The sequence below is a fragment of the Acinetobacter sp. YH01020 genome (assembly GCF_013420275.1).
Classification (GTDB): domain Bacteria; phylum Pseudomonadota; class Gammaproteobacteria; order Pseudomonadales; family Moraxellaceae; genus Acinetobacter; species Acinetobacter amyesii.
In genome coordinates, this window is sequence record NZ_VOYN01000060.1 from 1 (window position 1) to 17,911 (window position 17,911).

The 17,911-nt window shown below is 37.3% G+C and carries 6 protein-coding genes and 3 pseudogenes; 2 read left to right on the top strand and 7 right to left on the bottom strand.

Annotated features, from left to right (window positions below; all coding sequences use genetic code 11):
* Positions 1-208: 208 nt before the first annotated feature.
* From FTT85_RS16095 to FTT85_RS16105, 4 genes and pseudogenes are all read right to left on the bottom strand, one after another.
* On the bottom strand, positions 209-3,172 hold the full coding sequence (locus tag FTT85_RS16095) for a type I restriction endonuclease subunit R (RefSeq protein ID WP_180183967.1): 2,964 nt from the start codon (positions 3,170-3,172) through the stop codon (positions 209-211).
* Between the two features lie 214 nt (positions 3,173-3,386).
* Positions 3,387-4,130, bottom strand: a pseudogene (locus FTT85_RS18960) (restriction endonuclease subunit S); the annotation flags it as partial.
* A pseudogene (locus FTT85_RS18965) lies at positions 4,110-4,601 on the bottom strand (restriction endonuclease subunit S); the annotation flags it as partial. The pseudogenes FTT85_RS18965 and FTT85_RS18960, both read right to left, overlap by 21 nt.
* On the bottom strand, positions 4,601-6,169 hold the full coding sequence (locus tag FTT85_RS16105; RefSeq protein ID WP_180183969.1) for a type I restriction-modification system subunit M: 1,569 nt from the start codon (positions 6,167-6,169) through the stop codon (positions 4,601-4,603). The gene FTT85_RS16105 and the pseudogene FTT85_RS18965, both read right to left, overlap by 1 nt.
* 345 nt (positions 6,170-6,514) lie before the next feature.
* On the opposite strand from FTT85_RS16105, the gene FTT85_RS16110 reads away from it, so the two are divergent.
* Together FTT85_RS16110 and FTT85_RS16115 are read left to right on the top strand one after the other, a co-directional pair.
* Positions 6,515-7,246: a Fic family protein gene (locus tag FTT85_RS16110; RefSeq protein ID WP_120403233.1), complete on the top strand. Its 732-nt coding sequence runs from the start codon at positions 6,515-6,517 to the stop codon at positions 7,244-7,246.
* 173 nt (positions 7,247-7,419) lie between these two features.
* Positions 7,420-8,352, top strand: a pseudogene (locus FTT85_RS16115) (IS5 family transposase).
* Between the two features lie 137 nt (positions 8,353-8,489).
* Here FTT85_RS16115 and FTT85_RS16120 read toward each other — a convergent pair.
* The 3 genes from FTT85_RS16120 to FTT85_RS16130 are packed head-to-tail and all read right to left on the bottom strand — an operon-like array spanning position 8,490 to position 17,216.
* Positions 8,490-9,158, bottom strand: coding sequence for an Imm43 family immunity protein (locus tag FTT85_RS16120; RefSeq protein ID WP_180183971.1), 669 nt, complete (start codon positions 9,156-9,158; stop codon positions 8,490-8,492).
* A gap of 12 nt (positions 9,159-9,170) precedes the next feature.
* A complete protein-coding gene (locus FTT85_RS16125; protein ID WP_180183972.1) occupies positions 9,171-14,027 on the bottom strand; it encodes an RHS repeat-associated core domain-containing protein in 4,857 nt (1,618 codons plus the stop codon).
* A 15-nt stretch (positions 14,028-14,042) separates the two neighbouring features.
* On the bottom strand, positions 14,043-17,216 hold the full coding sequence (locus FTT85_RS16130; protein ID WP_180183973.1) for a type VI secretion system Vgr family protein: 3,174 nt from the start codon (positions 17,214-17,216) through the stop codon (positions 14,043-14,045).
* Positions 17,217-17,911: the final 695 nt, after the last annotated feature.

A 17,911-nucleotide genomic window follows, 5' to 3' on the forward strand; every position in this document is an offset into this window, starting at 1 on the left:
TATATAGAAATCGTCGTAAACGATTAAACCTGCGGTTTAATTTACTTGCTGGCATATACAATTTAGATTGGGTGAAAGATAAACAATTAAATTGATTGAAAAATGATTTATGAAGGAAGTCTATTGAATAAACAGGATAAGGTTCTTAAATTCCATAAAAAAAGAATCCTCCTTTTAAGCAAATATTTTTCATAACTTAGCTTAACGTTTAAATCCGTAAATCATATTTTTCTAAAATCGCATTGGTTTTCTGATGCAATCCCTCAAAATAGACTTTACTCACCAGTGCTGAAGGCTTGTTTTTTGGCAATGGACGAATTTCATGTGCGTGCGGAAAACGTTCAGTAAAATCAAATCGTTTAACCACTTTTTTAAACTCATCCATCACAAGATTTTCATCTTTACAAAAAACATCGTAGGCTTGCTGTTTTTCTGCATCCCAAAACTGCTTAAATGCATCTTGAACACTTTGACCATTCAGCATTCGTGGCATTTGTTCATCAATAAACTTCTGAATCAAATCCATTTTTTTATACATTTTTCGGTCATTACTGATTAAAGATTGGAGTTGTTGCTGCTGTTTAGCCCTTTGAATCGAGGATGGTGGCGCAGCAGCAATCATATTTAATAATGTATAAATATAATCCTGATTTACATAATCACTAATAATAAAATCTAAAGCAAAATTCACGTCACGTAGCACTGAATCTTTTTCAACTGCTGTACCTTTATTTATTCTGTCATATAAATCTTTATATTTAGATTTATAGTCTTCAAGTTCTTGCGGCACTATAACTGCGTTATCAACATCAAAGTCTGTATACATTTTCAGTTGTGAATGTAGACGAATCACATCACGAAAAGCTTGAATAAACTGCAACTGCTGACTTTCGAGTTTTAGATCATCTACTGACTGACACTCAGGTGTTATTTTTCTTAATTCACTAACACACTTATTAAATTCTGCTAATTGTTGATCCAACGGTGGCACAATCACTTGCTCAAAATTTTGGTCGTCTGCAAAAGTAGAAAGAGCTTTATCTGTTGCCTGCTTTAAATTTCTAAAACACACGACATTGCCAAAAGCTTTTGTTGGCTTATAAATACGGTTTGTACGCGAAAAAGCCTGAATTAAACCGTGATATTTTAAGTTCTTGTCGACATAAATCGTATTAAGTGGCAATGAGTCAAAACCTGTCAGGAACATATTCACCACCAACAGCAAATCAATTGGCGGACCTTTCAACTCCCCAACTTCTTTAGGTGGTTTAGGGACTTTGAAGTACTTAACGCGATCACCTAGATTTTTATAATATTCATAAAATCCTTCGTCACAGTTATAGCTAGTCAGATGGCGCGTATTAAATTCTGCAATGATCCGTTCAAGTTGCGCTTTACGCCCCATATCAACTTGACTCGGCTGTTCAAGTTCTTCTTCAGAAATCGTACCTGTTGTGGAGTCATTGGCGTCGTTTGTCGTGTCCTGCGCTCCAAAAGAAAAAATCGTACCAATCACTAAAGGGGTATAAATTTCTTCCTTCTTGTCCGCTTCTGCAACCAACTCTGCTTGGACTTTGGCAAATATTGCATAATATTGAAGCAGGACATCTACTGAGCTGACACAAAACATTGAACAAAATTCGCGTTTTGCAGTTTTTTTGTCATGATTTTTTAAAATATAACGTACAATTTTTTCTAAGCGCTCAGGGTTGTCATACAGTTCTTTAGTATCGATGCCTTGTATTTTTTCATCACCTGCATTCACCTGATGAGCGGTAAATTGTCCTACGTAATCAATTTGAAATGGTAAAACATTTTTATCTGCTATCGCATCGACAATCACATATTTATGCAGTCGTTTAGGGAATAGATATTCTGTGGTGTATTTCACGCCACCAATGCTTTGACAGTTCACAGGAAAAATAGGCGTGCCTGTAAAACCGAACATTTGCGCCTGTTTAAAGAAGCGTTTGATATTTTGGTGAGTATCACCAAATTGACTGCGGTGGCATTCATCAAAAATAAATACGACTTTTTTATCTGCCAAATCAGCGATCAATTCTCTGAATTTAGGGAGTGTAATTGCGTTATTCAGCTTTTGAATGGTCGTCACGACCAATTTATCTGTAAGTAAATTGCTTTCATTTTTTCGTGAGTTCAGCCGTTTACCGATGAGCTGTTCGACCAATGTTTTGGTGTTGGTCGTTTGGTCTACGCAGTCGGGAACAAAGGCATTAAACTCTTTAGTGGTTTGATTATCTAGGTCTTTTCGGTCCACAACAAAAATTACTTTTTCTATTTCTGGCAACTGACGCATGATTTCACTGGCTTTAAATGCCGTGAGTGTTTTCCCCGAACCCGTTGTATGCCAAATATAGGCATGATCGGTTGAGGTTTTCACATGCTGAATCATGTTTTCAACTGCATAGACTTGATAAGGTCGCAGCACCATTAAGCATTCATTGGTTTGATGCTGAACGATGTATTTACTGATCATTTTCGTAATATGTGCTGCGTTTAAAAATACTTCGGTAAATTTACTCAAATCATTAATTGCTTTGTTGTTTTCATCTGCCCACGGAAATGTAAAATCAAACAATGGAGTGCCATGTGAATAATATAAGCAATTTACGCTGTTACTAATGACAAAGAGCTGGATGTATCCAAACAGACCTTGTCCAGATGTATAGGCGTCTTTACTGTAGTTATGCACTTGGTGAAACGCCTGTGCGATTTCTACGCCACTGCGTTTGAGTTCAACTTGTACTAATGGAAAACCGTTGATCAATAGCGTGACATCAAAACGGCTGGTTTCTGTGCCACTCTCCCCGTATTGGACCGTCACTTGGTTGGTCACTTGAAAAATATTTTTTGCTGCATCATCACTTAAAAAGCGCAGTGTTTGGGTCGTACCATCATCATATTTGAGTTGATATGAACCACGTAAAAGCTTGGCTTTGCCAAAAATCGTATGTTCACTGCTCAGGTAATTCCACACTTGTTCCCATTGCTCATGTGTGAGTGGTGCAGTCAGTGAGTTAAATTTTTCTATCTGTTTTTTTAGATTTAGGAGTAAGGCTGTTTCGTTTCTGTACTGAACACGTTCGTACCCTAAAGTTGTTAAGTGCGCTATAAATTGGTTTTCGAGTTCAAGTTCTTTTTGGGTCGACATTTATAATACTGCTCAGTTTTTAACTATTGGTATGCATATCTATTGATTCTAATAGATTTATTATATTTTTCAATCTTTTAAATTCATCAAATAAACATCTAAACTGATGATACAGATCACTGTTTTTTCTTTTAGGAATCCTTCAGTACTTTCTTAAATAAAAAAATTCCCACATTTGAATAAATGCAGGAATTTTATGAAACCCTATAAACACTCACACAAACATCTGCTGTAACAAGCCTTTTTTCCATTGTTTAGCTTGTTCAATTTGCTGCGCTACACCTGCAATTTTTTGATCAATGGCTGATAGGAAATTAGCGATTTTGGTTTGTTCTTCTAGGCAAGGCCGTTGAAAAACAAAAGCTCGTATCGATTGAAAGTTTAAACCTTCTCTACCGCTACCAGCCTGATGTGAATGAATTAAATCTTGTCCTGCCTTTGACGATAAAAAAGATTGGATGAATCTTGGATTATCATTAGGTACTCTAATAATACAAACATGTTGATTAACATTAGCCTCAGTAAACGTGTGTGGAACTACACAACTACGACCAATAGAAGAACCTGTAATATTAAGCAAAATATCATTAGCAACAACTTTACTTCCTGACATTTTTTTATGTGTATTTTCAGAAATATATACAATATCATTTAATAAAAGCTGATCATTATTCACATTCTGACTTCTAATAAAAATAATCCCTTCTGCTGTATACGCTTCATTTCCACCTCGGGGTGTACTTCCACTCCCTACTTTTAAAGCAATATCACCAAGTTTTTTCTTTTCCCACTTCCCAAACTCGCTCCCATCATCCGCTTTAAAACGAATCTGCTGACTAAACAGCTTTTGCATTATGCCCTGTTTATATTGGCTCAGCAGTTCATGTTTTTGGGTCAGTAGGTTAATTTTTTCATCCACAGCGGAAAGAAAAGAAGCGATTTTGGCTTGTTCTTCTAAGCAAGGAAACGCTATATCTAAATTACCCACAATTTTAAAGTTTAAGGCTGGCATTGCTCCACCAGACATTTCGCTCTGAAAATAGTTAAACGTCTTGTCTGATTTCAAAATCAGCTTCAAATATTTCTGATTTATTATTTTACTATCAGCAACCACTTTAAAAAGGTTATTTGCAATAACACCTTCTTCATCTGAACCGATAAATCCTGCTGTTGCACCATATCTAACAATGGCTATATCTTCTTTACATAGAATTTTCTCAGGTGAGCCATCATATTTAATGAATCTAAAATCTTTCGAATTCTGAGTGAAGTTTTCAATTCTTAAGAATTTTATCAGTCCTTCTTCACATGCTATATATTGATCATCTAAAGATACTTGTTCACCTTGAAAAAACTTAGCTTTATTGCCAAGTTTTGATCTTTCCCAATCCCTATCAAACTCTTTAAATCGTAACTTAGGCGAAGCCATTACTTCACCTCCGCAAACGGAGAATCAATCCCTAACTCTTTACAAAAACCTGCAATCACCACATCAGTCTTTTGACTTTCCACTTCTAAGGCTTGAAGCTGTTTCGCTATTGCATCTAAATCAATTTCAGCTTCCGCTTCAAAAGTATCCACATAACGAGGAATATTTAAATTGTAATCATTGTCAGCAACGTCTTGCAGACTCGCGACATGTGCATATTTTTCAATATTCTGACGATTTTCAAATGCACCAACAATATTATCTAAATGCTCAGGCAAGAGCTTGTTTTGATTCTTTTGCTTATCGAACTCGTTGCTCGCATCAATAAATAAAATATTGTCGCTATGCTCACGGTTTTTCTTCAACACCAACACACAAGTCGGAATAGTCGTGCCATAGAAAATATTGGCAGGCAAACCAATAATCGTATCAATCACATTTAACTTTTCAATTAGATGCTTACGAATATGCCCTTCACTCGAACCACGGAACAAAACCCCATGCGGCAGTACAATCGCCAAAGTCCCATTTTCATCTAACTGATAAAGCATGTGCTGTAAAAACGCCATATCGGCCTTAGAACTTGGGGCTAACTTACCAAAATCACGGAAACGCGGATCGCTTAAGTATGACTCACTCGCAGACCACTTTGCCGAAAATGGTGGATTCGCTACAATCGCATCAAATTTCAATTCCATATGCTGTGGACGTTTTAAAGTATCTTCCTGCTTAATTTCAAACTTTGAGTAATGCACATCATGCAAAATCATGTTCATACGTGCCAAGTTATAGGTCGTACGATTCATTTCTTGACCGTAAATCGCATCCACATCGCCGACTTCACGCTTTACACGTAGCAATAAAGATCCTGAACCACAAGTCGGGTCATATACACTGCGTAGACGTTCTTTACCTAAGGTGACAAGTTTTGCAAGCAAAGTAGAAACCATTTGCGGTGTATAAAACTCACCTGCTTTTTTACCAGCACCTGAAGCAAATTCACCAATGAGAAATTCATAAGCATCGCCTAAAATATCAGACTCAGTATTCGACAGATCAAAATTAATATCGTCTAAATGTACGATTACACGGCTAATCAGCTCATTGCGGTCATCAGGCGTATTTCCCAACTTAGTCGAACTTAAATCCATGTCTTCAAACAAATGCGAAAAATCATCTGCCGCATCTGTACGCAGCGTACTTTGCTCAATTGCCTTAAGGGTTTTAATTACATCATCCAAAATGTATTTTTTTGCTCGAGCCAATGTTGCCATACTATGGAACAATTCTTGTGGCGCTAAGAAATAGCCCATACTGGCAAGACATTCTTCACGCACAGCACCCAAATATGTTTGATTAATTTCAGTCTCTTCGACTAATTCTGCAAATTTAATTTGATCAGGTGATAAAATTTCGTTGGCATTATTTTGAATTTTTTCAGACAAGTATTTGTAGAAGATCAAGCCCAAAATGTAATCACGGAATTCATCTGCCCCCATTTTACCGCGCAAAGTATTGGCAATATTCCAGAGTTGTTTTTGCAGTTCTTGAAGCTGGACTTGAGTCATTGTTGTACCAAAAAATGTTTTTAATTAATCATAAAAAAAGCCGAACCCGAAGGTTCGACTTTTTAGAATTTTGGTGGAGATGGCGTCAATTGAACTCAACTCCTAAGCTATTGATTTAGTGAACCATAAAGTCAATAGCGTTTTACCTGTACCCATTTTTTACCCAAATTAGATTTAGCGCATTGAATCACAAAATTTATTTTGTTCAAATTCATGAACAGGATTTGAAATGGTTACTGATTTTAACACGTATGCATTTAACATTAAAAGATATGTTATAACATTCCTTTTTTATATTTGTTTTTTTCATGTATCATTCAAGAGTACAACTTCAGGGTGAAAGTTATGTTTGACAATATAGATGCCTTAAAAACAAAATTAGATCAGCATCGTCCTCTTTCTCCTGCAATTGTAAAAAATCTACAAGAAGATCTTATTGTTCGCTGGACATATCATTCAAATGCAATTGAAGGCAATACACTGACATTGCTAGAAACAAAAGTGGTTTTGGAAGGCATTACCGTTGGTGGAAAAGCATTACGAGAACATTTCGAGGCAATTAACCATAGAAATGCGATCTATTATGTTGAAGATATTATTCGTAAAGAAGAACCTTTTTCTGAATGGCAGATTCGTAATATCCATCAACTCATTCTAAAAAATATCGATGATGACAATGCAGGACGTTATCGCCAACAAAACGTGTTGATTTCAGGTGCTACGACTAACCCACCCGACTATACACTGTTGAATGATAAAATGGCTCAGCTTGTCGATTGGTACAATACTGAGGCACATAAGCTACATCCTATTGAACGTGCAGCTAAAGTACATGCAGACTTTGTAGGCATTCATCCATTTATTGATGGGAATGGTCGTACATCACGCTTATTGATGAATCTCGAATTACTTAAAGCTGGATATCCGCCTTGTGTGATTACAGTAGAAAATCGTTTGGCTTACTATGAAGCTTTAGATCAATGGATGGCTTATGGAAAAACTGAAGCATTTATCCAATTAGTTTCTGAGGCTGTGCTTGATGGATTTAAACCATATCAAGTTGTATTGGGGATTTAAATTTATTCTGATCCTAGACAGTATCATGGACAATCGATCCCTCTAAATTCTTAAAATAATTCTGTTCAAAAGCTTCAGGGCTTAACCAGCCATTTGCAGAATGCCGTCTAATTCGATTGGGCTTTATTGCACAAAGCTGTTCTTAAGGGCTTCTTCGGCAATATAATTTCCAAATGAAGAAGCCTACACACAAAATCTATCGCACAACCAATTGGCCCGCATATAACCGAGCTCTCATTAATCGTGGGAATATTGCCATTTGGTTCGATCCAAAAACACAATGGTATGTACAACCACAAGGCAAACATGGTCGAAATCAAACTTACTCTGACACCGCTATTCAATGCTGTTTAATGATGAAATCTCTATTCAGACTCTCTTTACGTATGGTCACAGGTTTTGTTCAGAGCCTGATTAAACTTTGCGGGTTAGATTGGGCAGCTCCAGATTACACCACGCTTTGTAGAAGACAAAAGCATATTGATATTTCGATTAATTATCAGAAAAGTAACGATGGACTTCACCTACTCGTGGACTCCACTGGTTTGAAGTTTTTAGGTGAAGGTGAATGGAAACGAAAGAAACATCAGCCTGAATATCGTCGCCAATGGAGAAAACTTCATATTGGGATAGATGCTGAAACTCTGCAAATACGTGCTATTCAGCTTACAATAAACAACGTAAGTGATTCACAGGTACTTGGTGACTTACTGGATCAAATTCCACAAGATGAGCAGATTGACTCTGTTTATACCGATGGAGCTTATGACACAAAGCACTGCCGACAAGTCATTTCAGATCTAGATGCACATGCGGTGATTCCACTTAGAAAAAATGCGAAGCCATGGAAAGATAAAAAGACCAGCTCGCTAGAGCGAAATGAATTACTTCGTACTGTTAAACATATAGGTAGGACGCTATGGAAAAAATGGACAGGATATCATCGTCGAAGTTTGGTTGAAACCAAGATGTATTGCATCAAATTATTAGGCGATTAATTAACAGCAAGGAGTTTTCCAAGTCAGGTGAATGAGATTCGTGCACGTGTGGCCGTCTTGAATAGATTCACAGAATTAGGTCGCCCTCATACCCAAGTTGTCTCTTAAATTTGGAATACTTGGGATAGTTTTATCTTCCTAATCTTTATGCAACAAAGCCTTTTACAACCTCCAATGGTACTATTATTTTTAAAGGAAGTTAATAATATTCATATCTGTTTCTAAAATTACAGTTTACAATATCATTAGATCGGCCACACATATTCATTCACTTCATTTTCTTCTAAAAACATGACAGTAAAATCATCTGAATCTCTCCACTTTGCTGTAGAAACAATATGAATTTTTATATCATTAAACTCGATTTTTTCTATACCATTTTTAACAATTTCACTTATGAAAAAGGTATCTTGTGCTGGATCAATATCTTTAATTTTAAAAATATTCTCATTTATACTTTCTAATATTTGAACTTTTTCTAAAATCAAAGCACCTTCACTAAACTCATATTTAGATTTATTTAAATCAATTACGTCAATGTAATTTACTAAATTATTAAATCTAAAAATAAAATATCCTTTTTCATCAATTGCTTCTAATTTTTCACTCACTACATTCACATTTAAAAAGTCAGCATTTATATAATTTTGTAAAATTTTTTTAAAATGTTCATTAACAACATAAATATTTTTATTAATATTTCGAAATGACATTTTAGTTTTTTTACTTTTCAGAACTAAAATTCCATTTTTAGGTAATTCACAATCTCCGCTAGTTTTATAACTATACCAAGGTAAAGAACCTGGCTCTATACTTGAATTAGCCTGTTCTTTATCCGAATATAAAATTGCATCCTCAACAAGAGAAATTGGGCAATTTTCACTTTGTGTAGCACTTAAAACGAAATAATTCATATTTATTCAATCCTAACTTAATCTAATTGGGTTACTTCCAGGTGCTGATAAAACAACTCTCATACTAGTTTGTACGTTTGCAACCTTTTCTCGTGCTTGTGCTGCAGTTATTTTTCCATCATTAAATTGATTTTCAATCCTAATCAGTTTTTGATTTATTAATGTAGAATATATCGGGTGGGACCCGCAATGATACAATTTACGTTTCATTTGTTTTGCCTTTGCTTCACTATCTGGCATTAATACTCCATTTTCAGCCTTATCCCTATTCCCACCAATACCGATATCATCAAGAAAGTCCTTACGTTTTGCCCAAATTTCCTCAGGAATTATATGATGTGCTTGTAAATGATCACCTGTGACTCCTCCTAGGTTTCTATTTAATGTAGTGCTACAAAGCCCTAATCTATCAATCCACCCCGTCGGATTTTTAACATACATATATGCATTATTTCCACCTAATAAACTAATTGGATCTTTACTTACAAACCTTCCCACATAAGGTGAATAATACCTATGACGGTTGTAATGTAATCCTGTTTCTTCATCGAAATACTGACCTTGGAAACGGATGTTGTTTGAAATAATTTCTGAATTTTCAAAGAAATTCGATTTAATTTTTTCAACCTTACACTCACCCCAAGCCCTATATTCTGCTTTCCAAATGATCGAACCAGTATGATCTGTCATTTCTTGTGGTGTGCCTAAATGGTCACAGTGGTAGAACCATACATCATCAAAGCCTTTGCTTTGTTTGGTAGTTTTCCATAATGGATCACGATGTACGCTATAAGGTTTATCTGACCAGTCAGGCGTTTGGTGTAATTCTATCGGGCTTTGATAGACCACTTGTAGCATCGGTACAAAGCTGTCTTTTTCGTAAATGTAATGTTTGGTGGCTTGTTCCGTTGACTCATAAGCCAGTGTGTCACCATCCCATCCATAAATGATGTTGTGTTCATCACCTGTATGATGGTGCTTACTACGCTTTTGTATTCTTCGCCCTAAAGCATCATAACGATATTCTGCGGTGTATTGGCTGTTACGGCTTTTAATCATGCGTCCATACACATCCCACTCAAGGTTTAAATCGCCTTGCGTAGATTTTTGTCGAACGAGTTGTCCGTAAGCATCATATTGGTATTGTTGGTCGAGATATTCTTTCACCACGTTATTGACTAGACGGTTGTAGCCAAAGCCTTTTTCTTCTGTTTGTTGTTGGTGGCTTTGGTCATGATTTTGCGCTTTATCATCATTGTAACGATCTATGATGTTACTAGCAGGGTCAAAGTTAAAGGTCTCTTTACCGAGTTTACTGCTTGCTTCAAGTAAACGTCCTACAGGATCGTATTTGTAGGCAATGTTACCACGTCGTGTATCCTTGATCGCAGTCAATTCACCTGTTTTATCGTATTGATACAGTCGTTGAATCAATTGACTGGTCTGTTGCAGCGCATTGTTCTGTTGGTTATTTTTTTCTTTGTACTGGCTTTGGTAGCCATTGTCATGTTCATTGAGCATGATTTGGCTGTGTAAGCGTCCTACAAGGTCAAACTGTTGTTCTTGGCTGATGCCATTGGCGTAGTGTCTTGTGATTTCTCGATGTAAATCATCTCGCTCAAAACTGACTAAATCCTGTCCATTGACAATCAGGCTTTGTACATGACCTGTACCGTAGGTGAGCCAATCAATGTTTTGTCCATCTGGTCGAATAGTTTTGATTCGATCATTGATTTCATCGTAGCTGTGTTTCCATACCGCTGTTGTGTTGCTCTTATAATCCTGTTGGTGTTCTTTGATCACATTACCCGCAGCATCGTAGAACCATTGTAGGTTACTTTCTGCATTCTTGGCATGCAGAATACGTCCCATGTAATCGTAAGCAAATTCTTCAGTCTGTTTCTCTTCTAGTTCTAAGCCATAGTGCCCATAGCCTGCGGTACGTTGTTCCAAACGTCCCATACTGTCAAAGATGAATTGTTGAATTCGGTCTTTCGGTGCTGCCCGATCTTTTAAATCTTGTCCATAAGCTGACGCAACCTCGATACTTGTGGTGAGTCGACCATTTAACTCATCATAATGATAAATTGTTTCTTTGTCATCGAAATCAATTTCCTTAATCAAACGACCGCCAGCATCGTAAACAAATTCGTAACTTGCACCATTTTCATTCGTCAATCGTTTTAGGCGTCCTAAACGATCCCATTGATATTTTAGCGTATGGTTTAATGCATCGATGCGTTTGGTTATTAAACCTGCTGCATCGTATTCATAGCGTGTCTGCTGTTGCTTTGGATCAATATGGACTAATAAACGTCCTTCAGCATCATGGACAAAATGTTCTTCAGTCCCATCAGCATGTTTGATTTTTTCAAGCTGACCGAAGGCATTTAAAGGTAAGCCTTTGATGATTGACTCACGCTTCTCAATACTAAATTCTGTATAGAAATATTCAACTTTTTGTTTTAGAGCATTTTCTACGGATTTAACACGCCCACGTTCATCATATTGCCATTTTGTTTCTTTGCCTGAACAGTCAGTATAGCTGAGTAAATTGCCCTGATCATCGTATTTCAGGGCTTTAGAGCCACCTTTGGCATCGGTGATTGATGTCACTAAACCCATCCCATTATAGGCATAAGCAGTTTCATGTTTCAGCGGATCAATTTCTTTTATTAAATTTCCTGAACCGTCGTACTCTTTAAACCAACGACCTTGTTCAGCATCGACCATACCAATGAGGTTGTCTTTGTCATCGTATTCAAAATAACTGGTAGCGCCATCAGCTTGGGTTGTCGTTAAAACATTACCGCGTTCATCATACGAGTATGTTGTTTCACTTCCATCTGTGGCTACATGAGAGGTAATGTTTTTAGCATCATCCCTAAAGAACCATTCTTGTAAATTATCAGGATAAATAATACGGTAGGTATAACCAGTGATACCGTAATAATGTTCAGTAACATTTCCCTCAACATCCGTTACTGAGGTGACACGTACATTTTCGTCCCACTCCAGTTTTCGAGCTGAACTATAATCATCTGCCCATTCTTCAATCGCTTTTGAGCTTGGTAATTTCCCATCCCATTTCAGATTCATACCACGTTGGGTTAAATCGGTATAACGAGTTAGAAGATGATGCTGATAAGTATATTGGTATGATGCGCCAAATTCATTGGTTGCTTGAATCAAATCGCGTTGATCATTATAAACATAGGCGGAGAGTTGTCGTTTAAGTTGTCCATCTTCGACTAACCATACCGCTTCTACCAAGCCATATTGATTTAATTGTAATGCGATATGTGCTAAAACTTTTTGGTCTTGTTTAAAAATGATGTCTGACAAATAACTTTGATCGTCAAATACATGGTCATAGCGTAATCCGACACTAAATCCATTTTGTCGCTCTATTGATGTAAGTCGATATTCATTGTTATATTTTTGATAATAACGTGATTCATTTGAACCAAAAGTAATTGCCCGAATTTCATTAGAGACGACCGTGTAAGTAAATGTCTCTACCTCATCATAAAAACTTTGCCCAACCTTTAATTCTTTCAACTTGATTGGACGTCCATCTACACCAATGTATTCCCATCCCTTTAAAACCGTATTCTCTTTAGGGTTCTTTTCATTATATTGGGTACAAGGCACAATTTTACTGCTAAATGGTGTAGTCCAACGTGCGCCAAAAATTGAATCATCGTATTGATATAAGTTAGAAACGTAAGAACGCATCAACATTTCAGGAATTAAAGAATGAATCTGAGCATCGGCATGCGTTAAAAATTCTGTACCCATTGCGAAGGTGATAGATTTTGCAGTACTGCCATTACAGTTCTTACATTGATTGGCATTATTTGTTGCCTGATGTTCATTCCTTGATTTTTCTAATTTAGCGTTATTTTTATCATTCTTTGCTTGTGTGGTCTGTGTTGCTTTGACTTGGGCTGACTTATTATTCTTTCTGAAACGTCCTGCACCTACTCTTAGGACTTCAAATAACCAGCCTATCGTTTGCGGTTCTGCTTTATTACCAAGCTTTCTGATTTTTTGATTGGCGGTTACGCCAACTTTACCAATTGTTGCACCTACATTTAAAACAGGTTGTTTTAAATTTTGGGGAACCAACATTGAAACTACTTTTGCATTATTATTTACATTGGATTTAAATAATGCTTTACCCCAATTTTCTGTCATATATACAAGGTTTTTTCCTGCACGAGTCAGGTCTCCGCTTTGCAAACCTTTTGCAATACCTACCGCCTGTTGCTGTGCTCGCGTTAGATTAGAACCTGCGTTGGTAAATACTTTACCTTGTGTTACAACGCGAGTAATACCACCATTAATTTCAGTGGTAGCTCCTTGTATGGTATCCCCACATTTCCCTAAAATTGTATTAAGTTGTGTCAATCCTGTTTTACAAAACTTCTCAATATTTCCTGCAACTTGATCATTAAGATGTTTACCAATGACTGTGATAACAGCTTCAGTTAGTGCAGATTTGCCAACTCTTTTAACTTCTTGGCGGACTAAGAATAAAGCTGGTCGAGCTGAAGTACGAATAGCTGTTGTACCAGGAACAGGAGCAACACCAATTAAATCAATACCCACGGTTGTCCAATCAAAGACATCCGCCTTTTGATAGCCCTTATCATAAATATGAAGAATGTCAGTCACCACATCAATTGCAGCCATGACATTGCCAATAATTGGAACTGTACCCAATACATTACTAACAAGGTCTAATCCCACAAGTTGATGGGTATGATCTTTTAACCACTTATCAATTTTTTGCTTAGAATTATTAATATCTGCAATTGCCACTTCATTAAGTGGTTTTACGACTTCTGTTTTAGCTTGAGCCATTCTATTTATTCTCTATCAATTTTTATCAAAAGGGCTTTTTAAATACTGAGGTAAGTTATTTTGAGCAATACCACTTATACTCGTCAGGTTTGACCCACTAGTTTGTGAAGCGATAAAGCCTCCCCCCATATCTGCCATCAAACCACCTTTTGATTGTGTAATCGGCAATAAACTTGAAATTGTTTCTGAAACTAGCCCTTGAGCTTGGCTATTGATCATCGGAAGCAGCGTTTTTGCACCATCTGATTTAATTTTTTTAGCTAATTCAATATTTTTCATCAAACTTTTAGGATCTTTGAGTTGCTTAGCAAAATCACCTAAAGCAGATTGTGCTTTTCTACTTACACTTTCTAAAATTGAAGCTGTTTCTGCTAAATCAGGATCATTTTTATTTGGCCACTCAACTTCACGTTTAAAATCACTCGCTACATCCCAAGGATCACGTTTATCATCTTCAAAGTTAATTTTAACTGCACCAGCAGCCAATCCAGATACACGGGCAAAACCTTTGTCATCAAGTTTACCCTTAACCACTTTACCTAAAGTATCTGTAACTGTGTATTCACCAGCTTTGACGAACTCGCCATGTGTATAGTCATGAATCAATTCTAAGATACCCTGAGCACGTTTCGGCGGTGGAGGTAAACTAGATTTAGCACTAACACTCGCCCCACCTTGGAAAACATGCTGTCCAGCCTTAACTTCAAACTTCCCACCTGTTTTCTGAAATATCCCTGAACCATTTAAAGTGATTTGAGAAGATCCACCTGTGATCTGAACTTCTTTCGGACTGCTAATCACCACTTTGTCATCTGTCGAAGAAATGGTAATTCCCATTTTAGCCAATACATTCAAAGCATCCGACTGCGCTTGTATTTCAACTTTACTTTGTGCAGCTACAGCTTTGATCCCACCTTGCGCAGCAAATAAGCTGAGCTTATTTTGTGCTTGTGCTATCCAGTTCTTTTGCGTACTGAAGTTGATACTATCGCCTGCAATCTGGTTGATCTGTGCATCCGCAGAGAGATGAATATCTTCAGGTGTGCTCAATGCAATACCATCAGGTGAACTGAGTAAAAGTACCGCTTTTTTAAATTTCGCGATCTTTTGTTCAAGCTGTTCAGCAAATTCTTTCAGTTGTTCAACTGATTCGATTTCATCGGTTTTTTGGTTTTTGGCAATGTCACTTAAAGCCTTGCTGTTGGTCTGACTGCCTTCCAGTTGTTTCTTGGCAATTTCAGCATCAAGATGTTCACCTTTGGCTTGGTCTTGTTTATAGGTACTTACAAGTAAACCTTGCCCTGCACGGACTGCACCCCATTGATCCGTACGCAGTTCAAAACCTTCACCACGATCTTCGCTTTCAGCTTTGTCTTTAGGATGACTCAACTTACCTAAATTAAGTTGTGTTGCACCGTGACTGCTTTGCAGTTGGGTGCTGATTTGTCCTGTAGTGTCATCAAAGCGTAGTTGCCCAAAGCCTTCACCTTTGACTTCTTTAGAACGAATACCTGCCAGTTTTTTGGTATCAGGTAGTTTGCCTTTGCTATCGAATTTGGTTGGACTACGTTGTGCTTCGTGAATACGTCCGATGACAAAAGGGCGGTCAATATTGCCATCAAAGAAGTCGATGACAACAATCTCATTCACACGAGGTAGGAATCTTGCTCCATAGCCTTCACCTGCCCATGGCGTCAGTACATCGACCCAAGCGGAATCGGTGTCATTGTCGTTTGAGCCTGCACCACCATCATGAGTATTATCTTCATTTCGGGTGAATAGAAATCGAACTTTGATGCGTCCCCATTCATCGACATGAATTTCTTCTCCACTTAAACCCACCACTTTGGCACGCATGGGATGTACTGTTGGTCTTTGGGTGAGAGGATTATACTCAGGAACGGTGGCAATATTACGTCGTTGCAATACGAGGTTGTTAGCTTGACGTTCATCTTGGTTATTGGTTTGAATATCAACTTGTTGCCAATTACTTTGTTTAAGCAAGGCTGTGACTTGATCGGTTAAGTCTTTGGGAAGATTATTCTGATTATAAAAGGACTTAGCAGTAATTAGGAATTCTTTATCCGCGCCATCATGTTCATCAATTTCTGGGTGTTCATTGAATTCAAACCAGTAACCTACCTGTGCATCACGCACGGTTGAGGTTGCAGTAAATTGTTTAGCTTGTGAGTCGTAGTAGTTGCTCAGGTTTTCATTAAACTTTTCAATCTGACTATTGCCTGATTTGGTTGCACCATCTTCACCTTTGAGGTCTTGTATCCATGCAGGGGAAAAGTGCCATGCCTGTTCTAAGCCAAGGCTTGCATTGTCTTGGTTTTCACTATGGCTGTGTTTGCTTTGTATTGAGCCTGCGCCTTCTTCGGTTTCGAGTGCATCAGCTTGCCAGCGTTGGATGTGAACCGCAGTCGGTTGAATACTACGCCGTCCAATAAAATTGGTGATCGAATCAGTTTGTTCTACTGCCGAGCTTCTATGGAAGCGAATATTACGTCGATCCAAAGCTTTGTACTGGGCATTATCATCAATCAAACGGAGTTTTTGGGGTTGAATTTGTTCACTTGAACTGGAGACTTTCAGTTGTGCTTCATCAATTAACCAGTTAATACCTTCAGATGCGAGAAGCCGTTGAACAAAGTCTATATCCCGTTCATTCATCTGCATGATGAATGGACGAATATCGTAGTCTTTAGTGAGTCCACTTTTATCCAATGTCAGACTTGAAGCAAATAATGGACTTTTTTGTTGCCACTCAGAGAAGATGGTTTGCACTACGTCAACCACAGATTTATTCATGAACACGCGTGAGTTTCGACGGTGTTTCCAGAGTGCTGTTGGGTCCTCTACGGTTAAGCGATAAATCGTGAGCGATCCATCACTTGCACCAATATCGGCTTTGGTCACAATACCAGAAATACGATTGAGTTCGGATTTGTCGTTGACAATATCAATTGCTGTTTGTGCACCAATGAACTGCTTTAAAGGTATATTCGCTGAGGTCGAAAGGCAGATGAGTTGTAAATGAATACCCTTATTTAATTCATGCGTGCCTTCAATACGCTGAAGGAAGACTTGGTCGTTGAGCGTGCCGTTACTCAACTGTACGTGTATCGCACGTTTTTGTGCGGTAAGTCCAAGTTGCTCTAATTCAGTATAAATATTATTGGGCATTCTATTTAGTTTTTGTAGGTTTAATCTGTGGCCAATTTTACTAAATTCGGTCTTGTTAAGTCTATATTGATTTATATTTAAGCGACACTTTGTGTCTCTTTTTGTTGCAGGCCTTAGTCTAAATTATCTTTAACACTTTTATTTCATAAAGGGGGGACACCGAATAATCTCATTAAGTTCTAAAAATAATAATGAAGGACAAATGTCTTATTCCAAAAGCATTGATCCACTCCAATTTGGAGGTGGTGGAAGTTGAACTAGCAATTGAGACTATTGTTACTATTAAAGAACATCCATGTTATTTAACCCAGATTTACCCAAGCTCAACCAAATCATCATGTAAATTACTTTATCAATTCTGAGCTTTTTCAAATTCATCTTTTGTCATAATTATATCTTCTTTAATCAATGACATTAAGACTTCATGATTAATGAATTTCATCGCAGCAATAATTGCTACTAAAATTCCAACTATCAAGATAGCAAATTGAGAAAAAATATAAGTATTTGCATCGACAACAAATAAGTTCCATCCAAAATGTTTAAACAACAAAATTAAAAGACTATTCTGAACCGTACCGGGTTTGTCGGAGACATTTTTATTTAAGTTAGGCCACGTGACCTAACGGGTTAATCTTATCATAGTACATTGCTTCAAACTCAAAAGGCGATACATAACCCAATGCGCTGTGTAC

Coding starts and splice junctions, on each gene's coding strand:
- FTT85_RS16095 (WP_180183967.1), bottom strand. CDS start 3,172: ATGTCGACCCAAAAAGAACTTGAACTCGAAAACCAATTTATAGCGCAC.
- FTT85_RS16120 (WP_180183971.1), bottom strand. CDS start 9,158: ATGAATTATTTCGTTTTAAGTGCTACACAAAGTGAAAATTGCCCAATT.
- FTT85_RS16125 (WP_180183972.1), bottom strand. CDS start 14,027: ATGGCTCAAGCTAAAACAGAAGTCGTAAAACCACTTAATGAAGTGGCA.
- FTT85_RS16105 (WP_180183969.1), bottom strand. CDS start 6,169: ATGACTCAAGTCCAGCTTCAAGAACTGCAAAAACAACTCTGGAATATT.
- FTT85_RS16130 (WP_180183973.1), bottom strand. CDS start 17,216: ATGCCCAATAATATTTATACTGAATTAGAGCAACTTGGACTTACCGCA.
- FTT85_RS16110 (WP_120403233.1), top strand. CDS start 6,515: ATGTTTGACAATATAGATGCCTTAAAAACAAAATTAGATCAGCATCGT.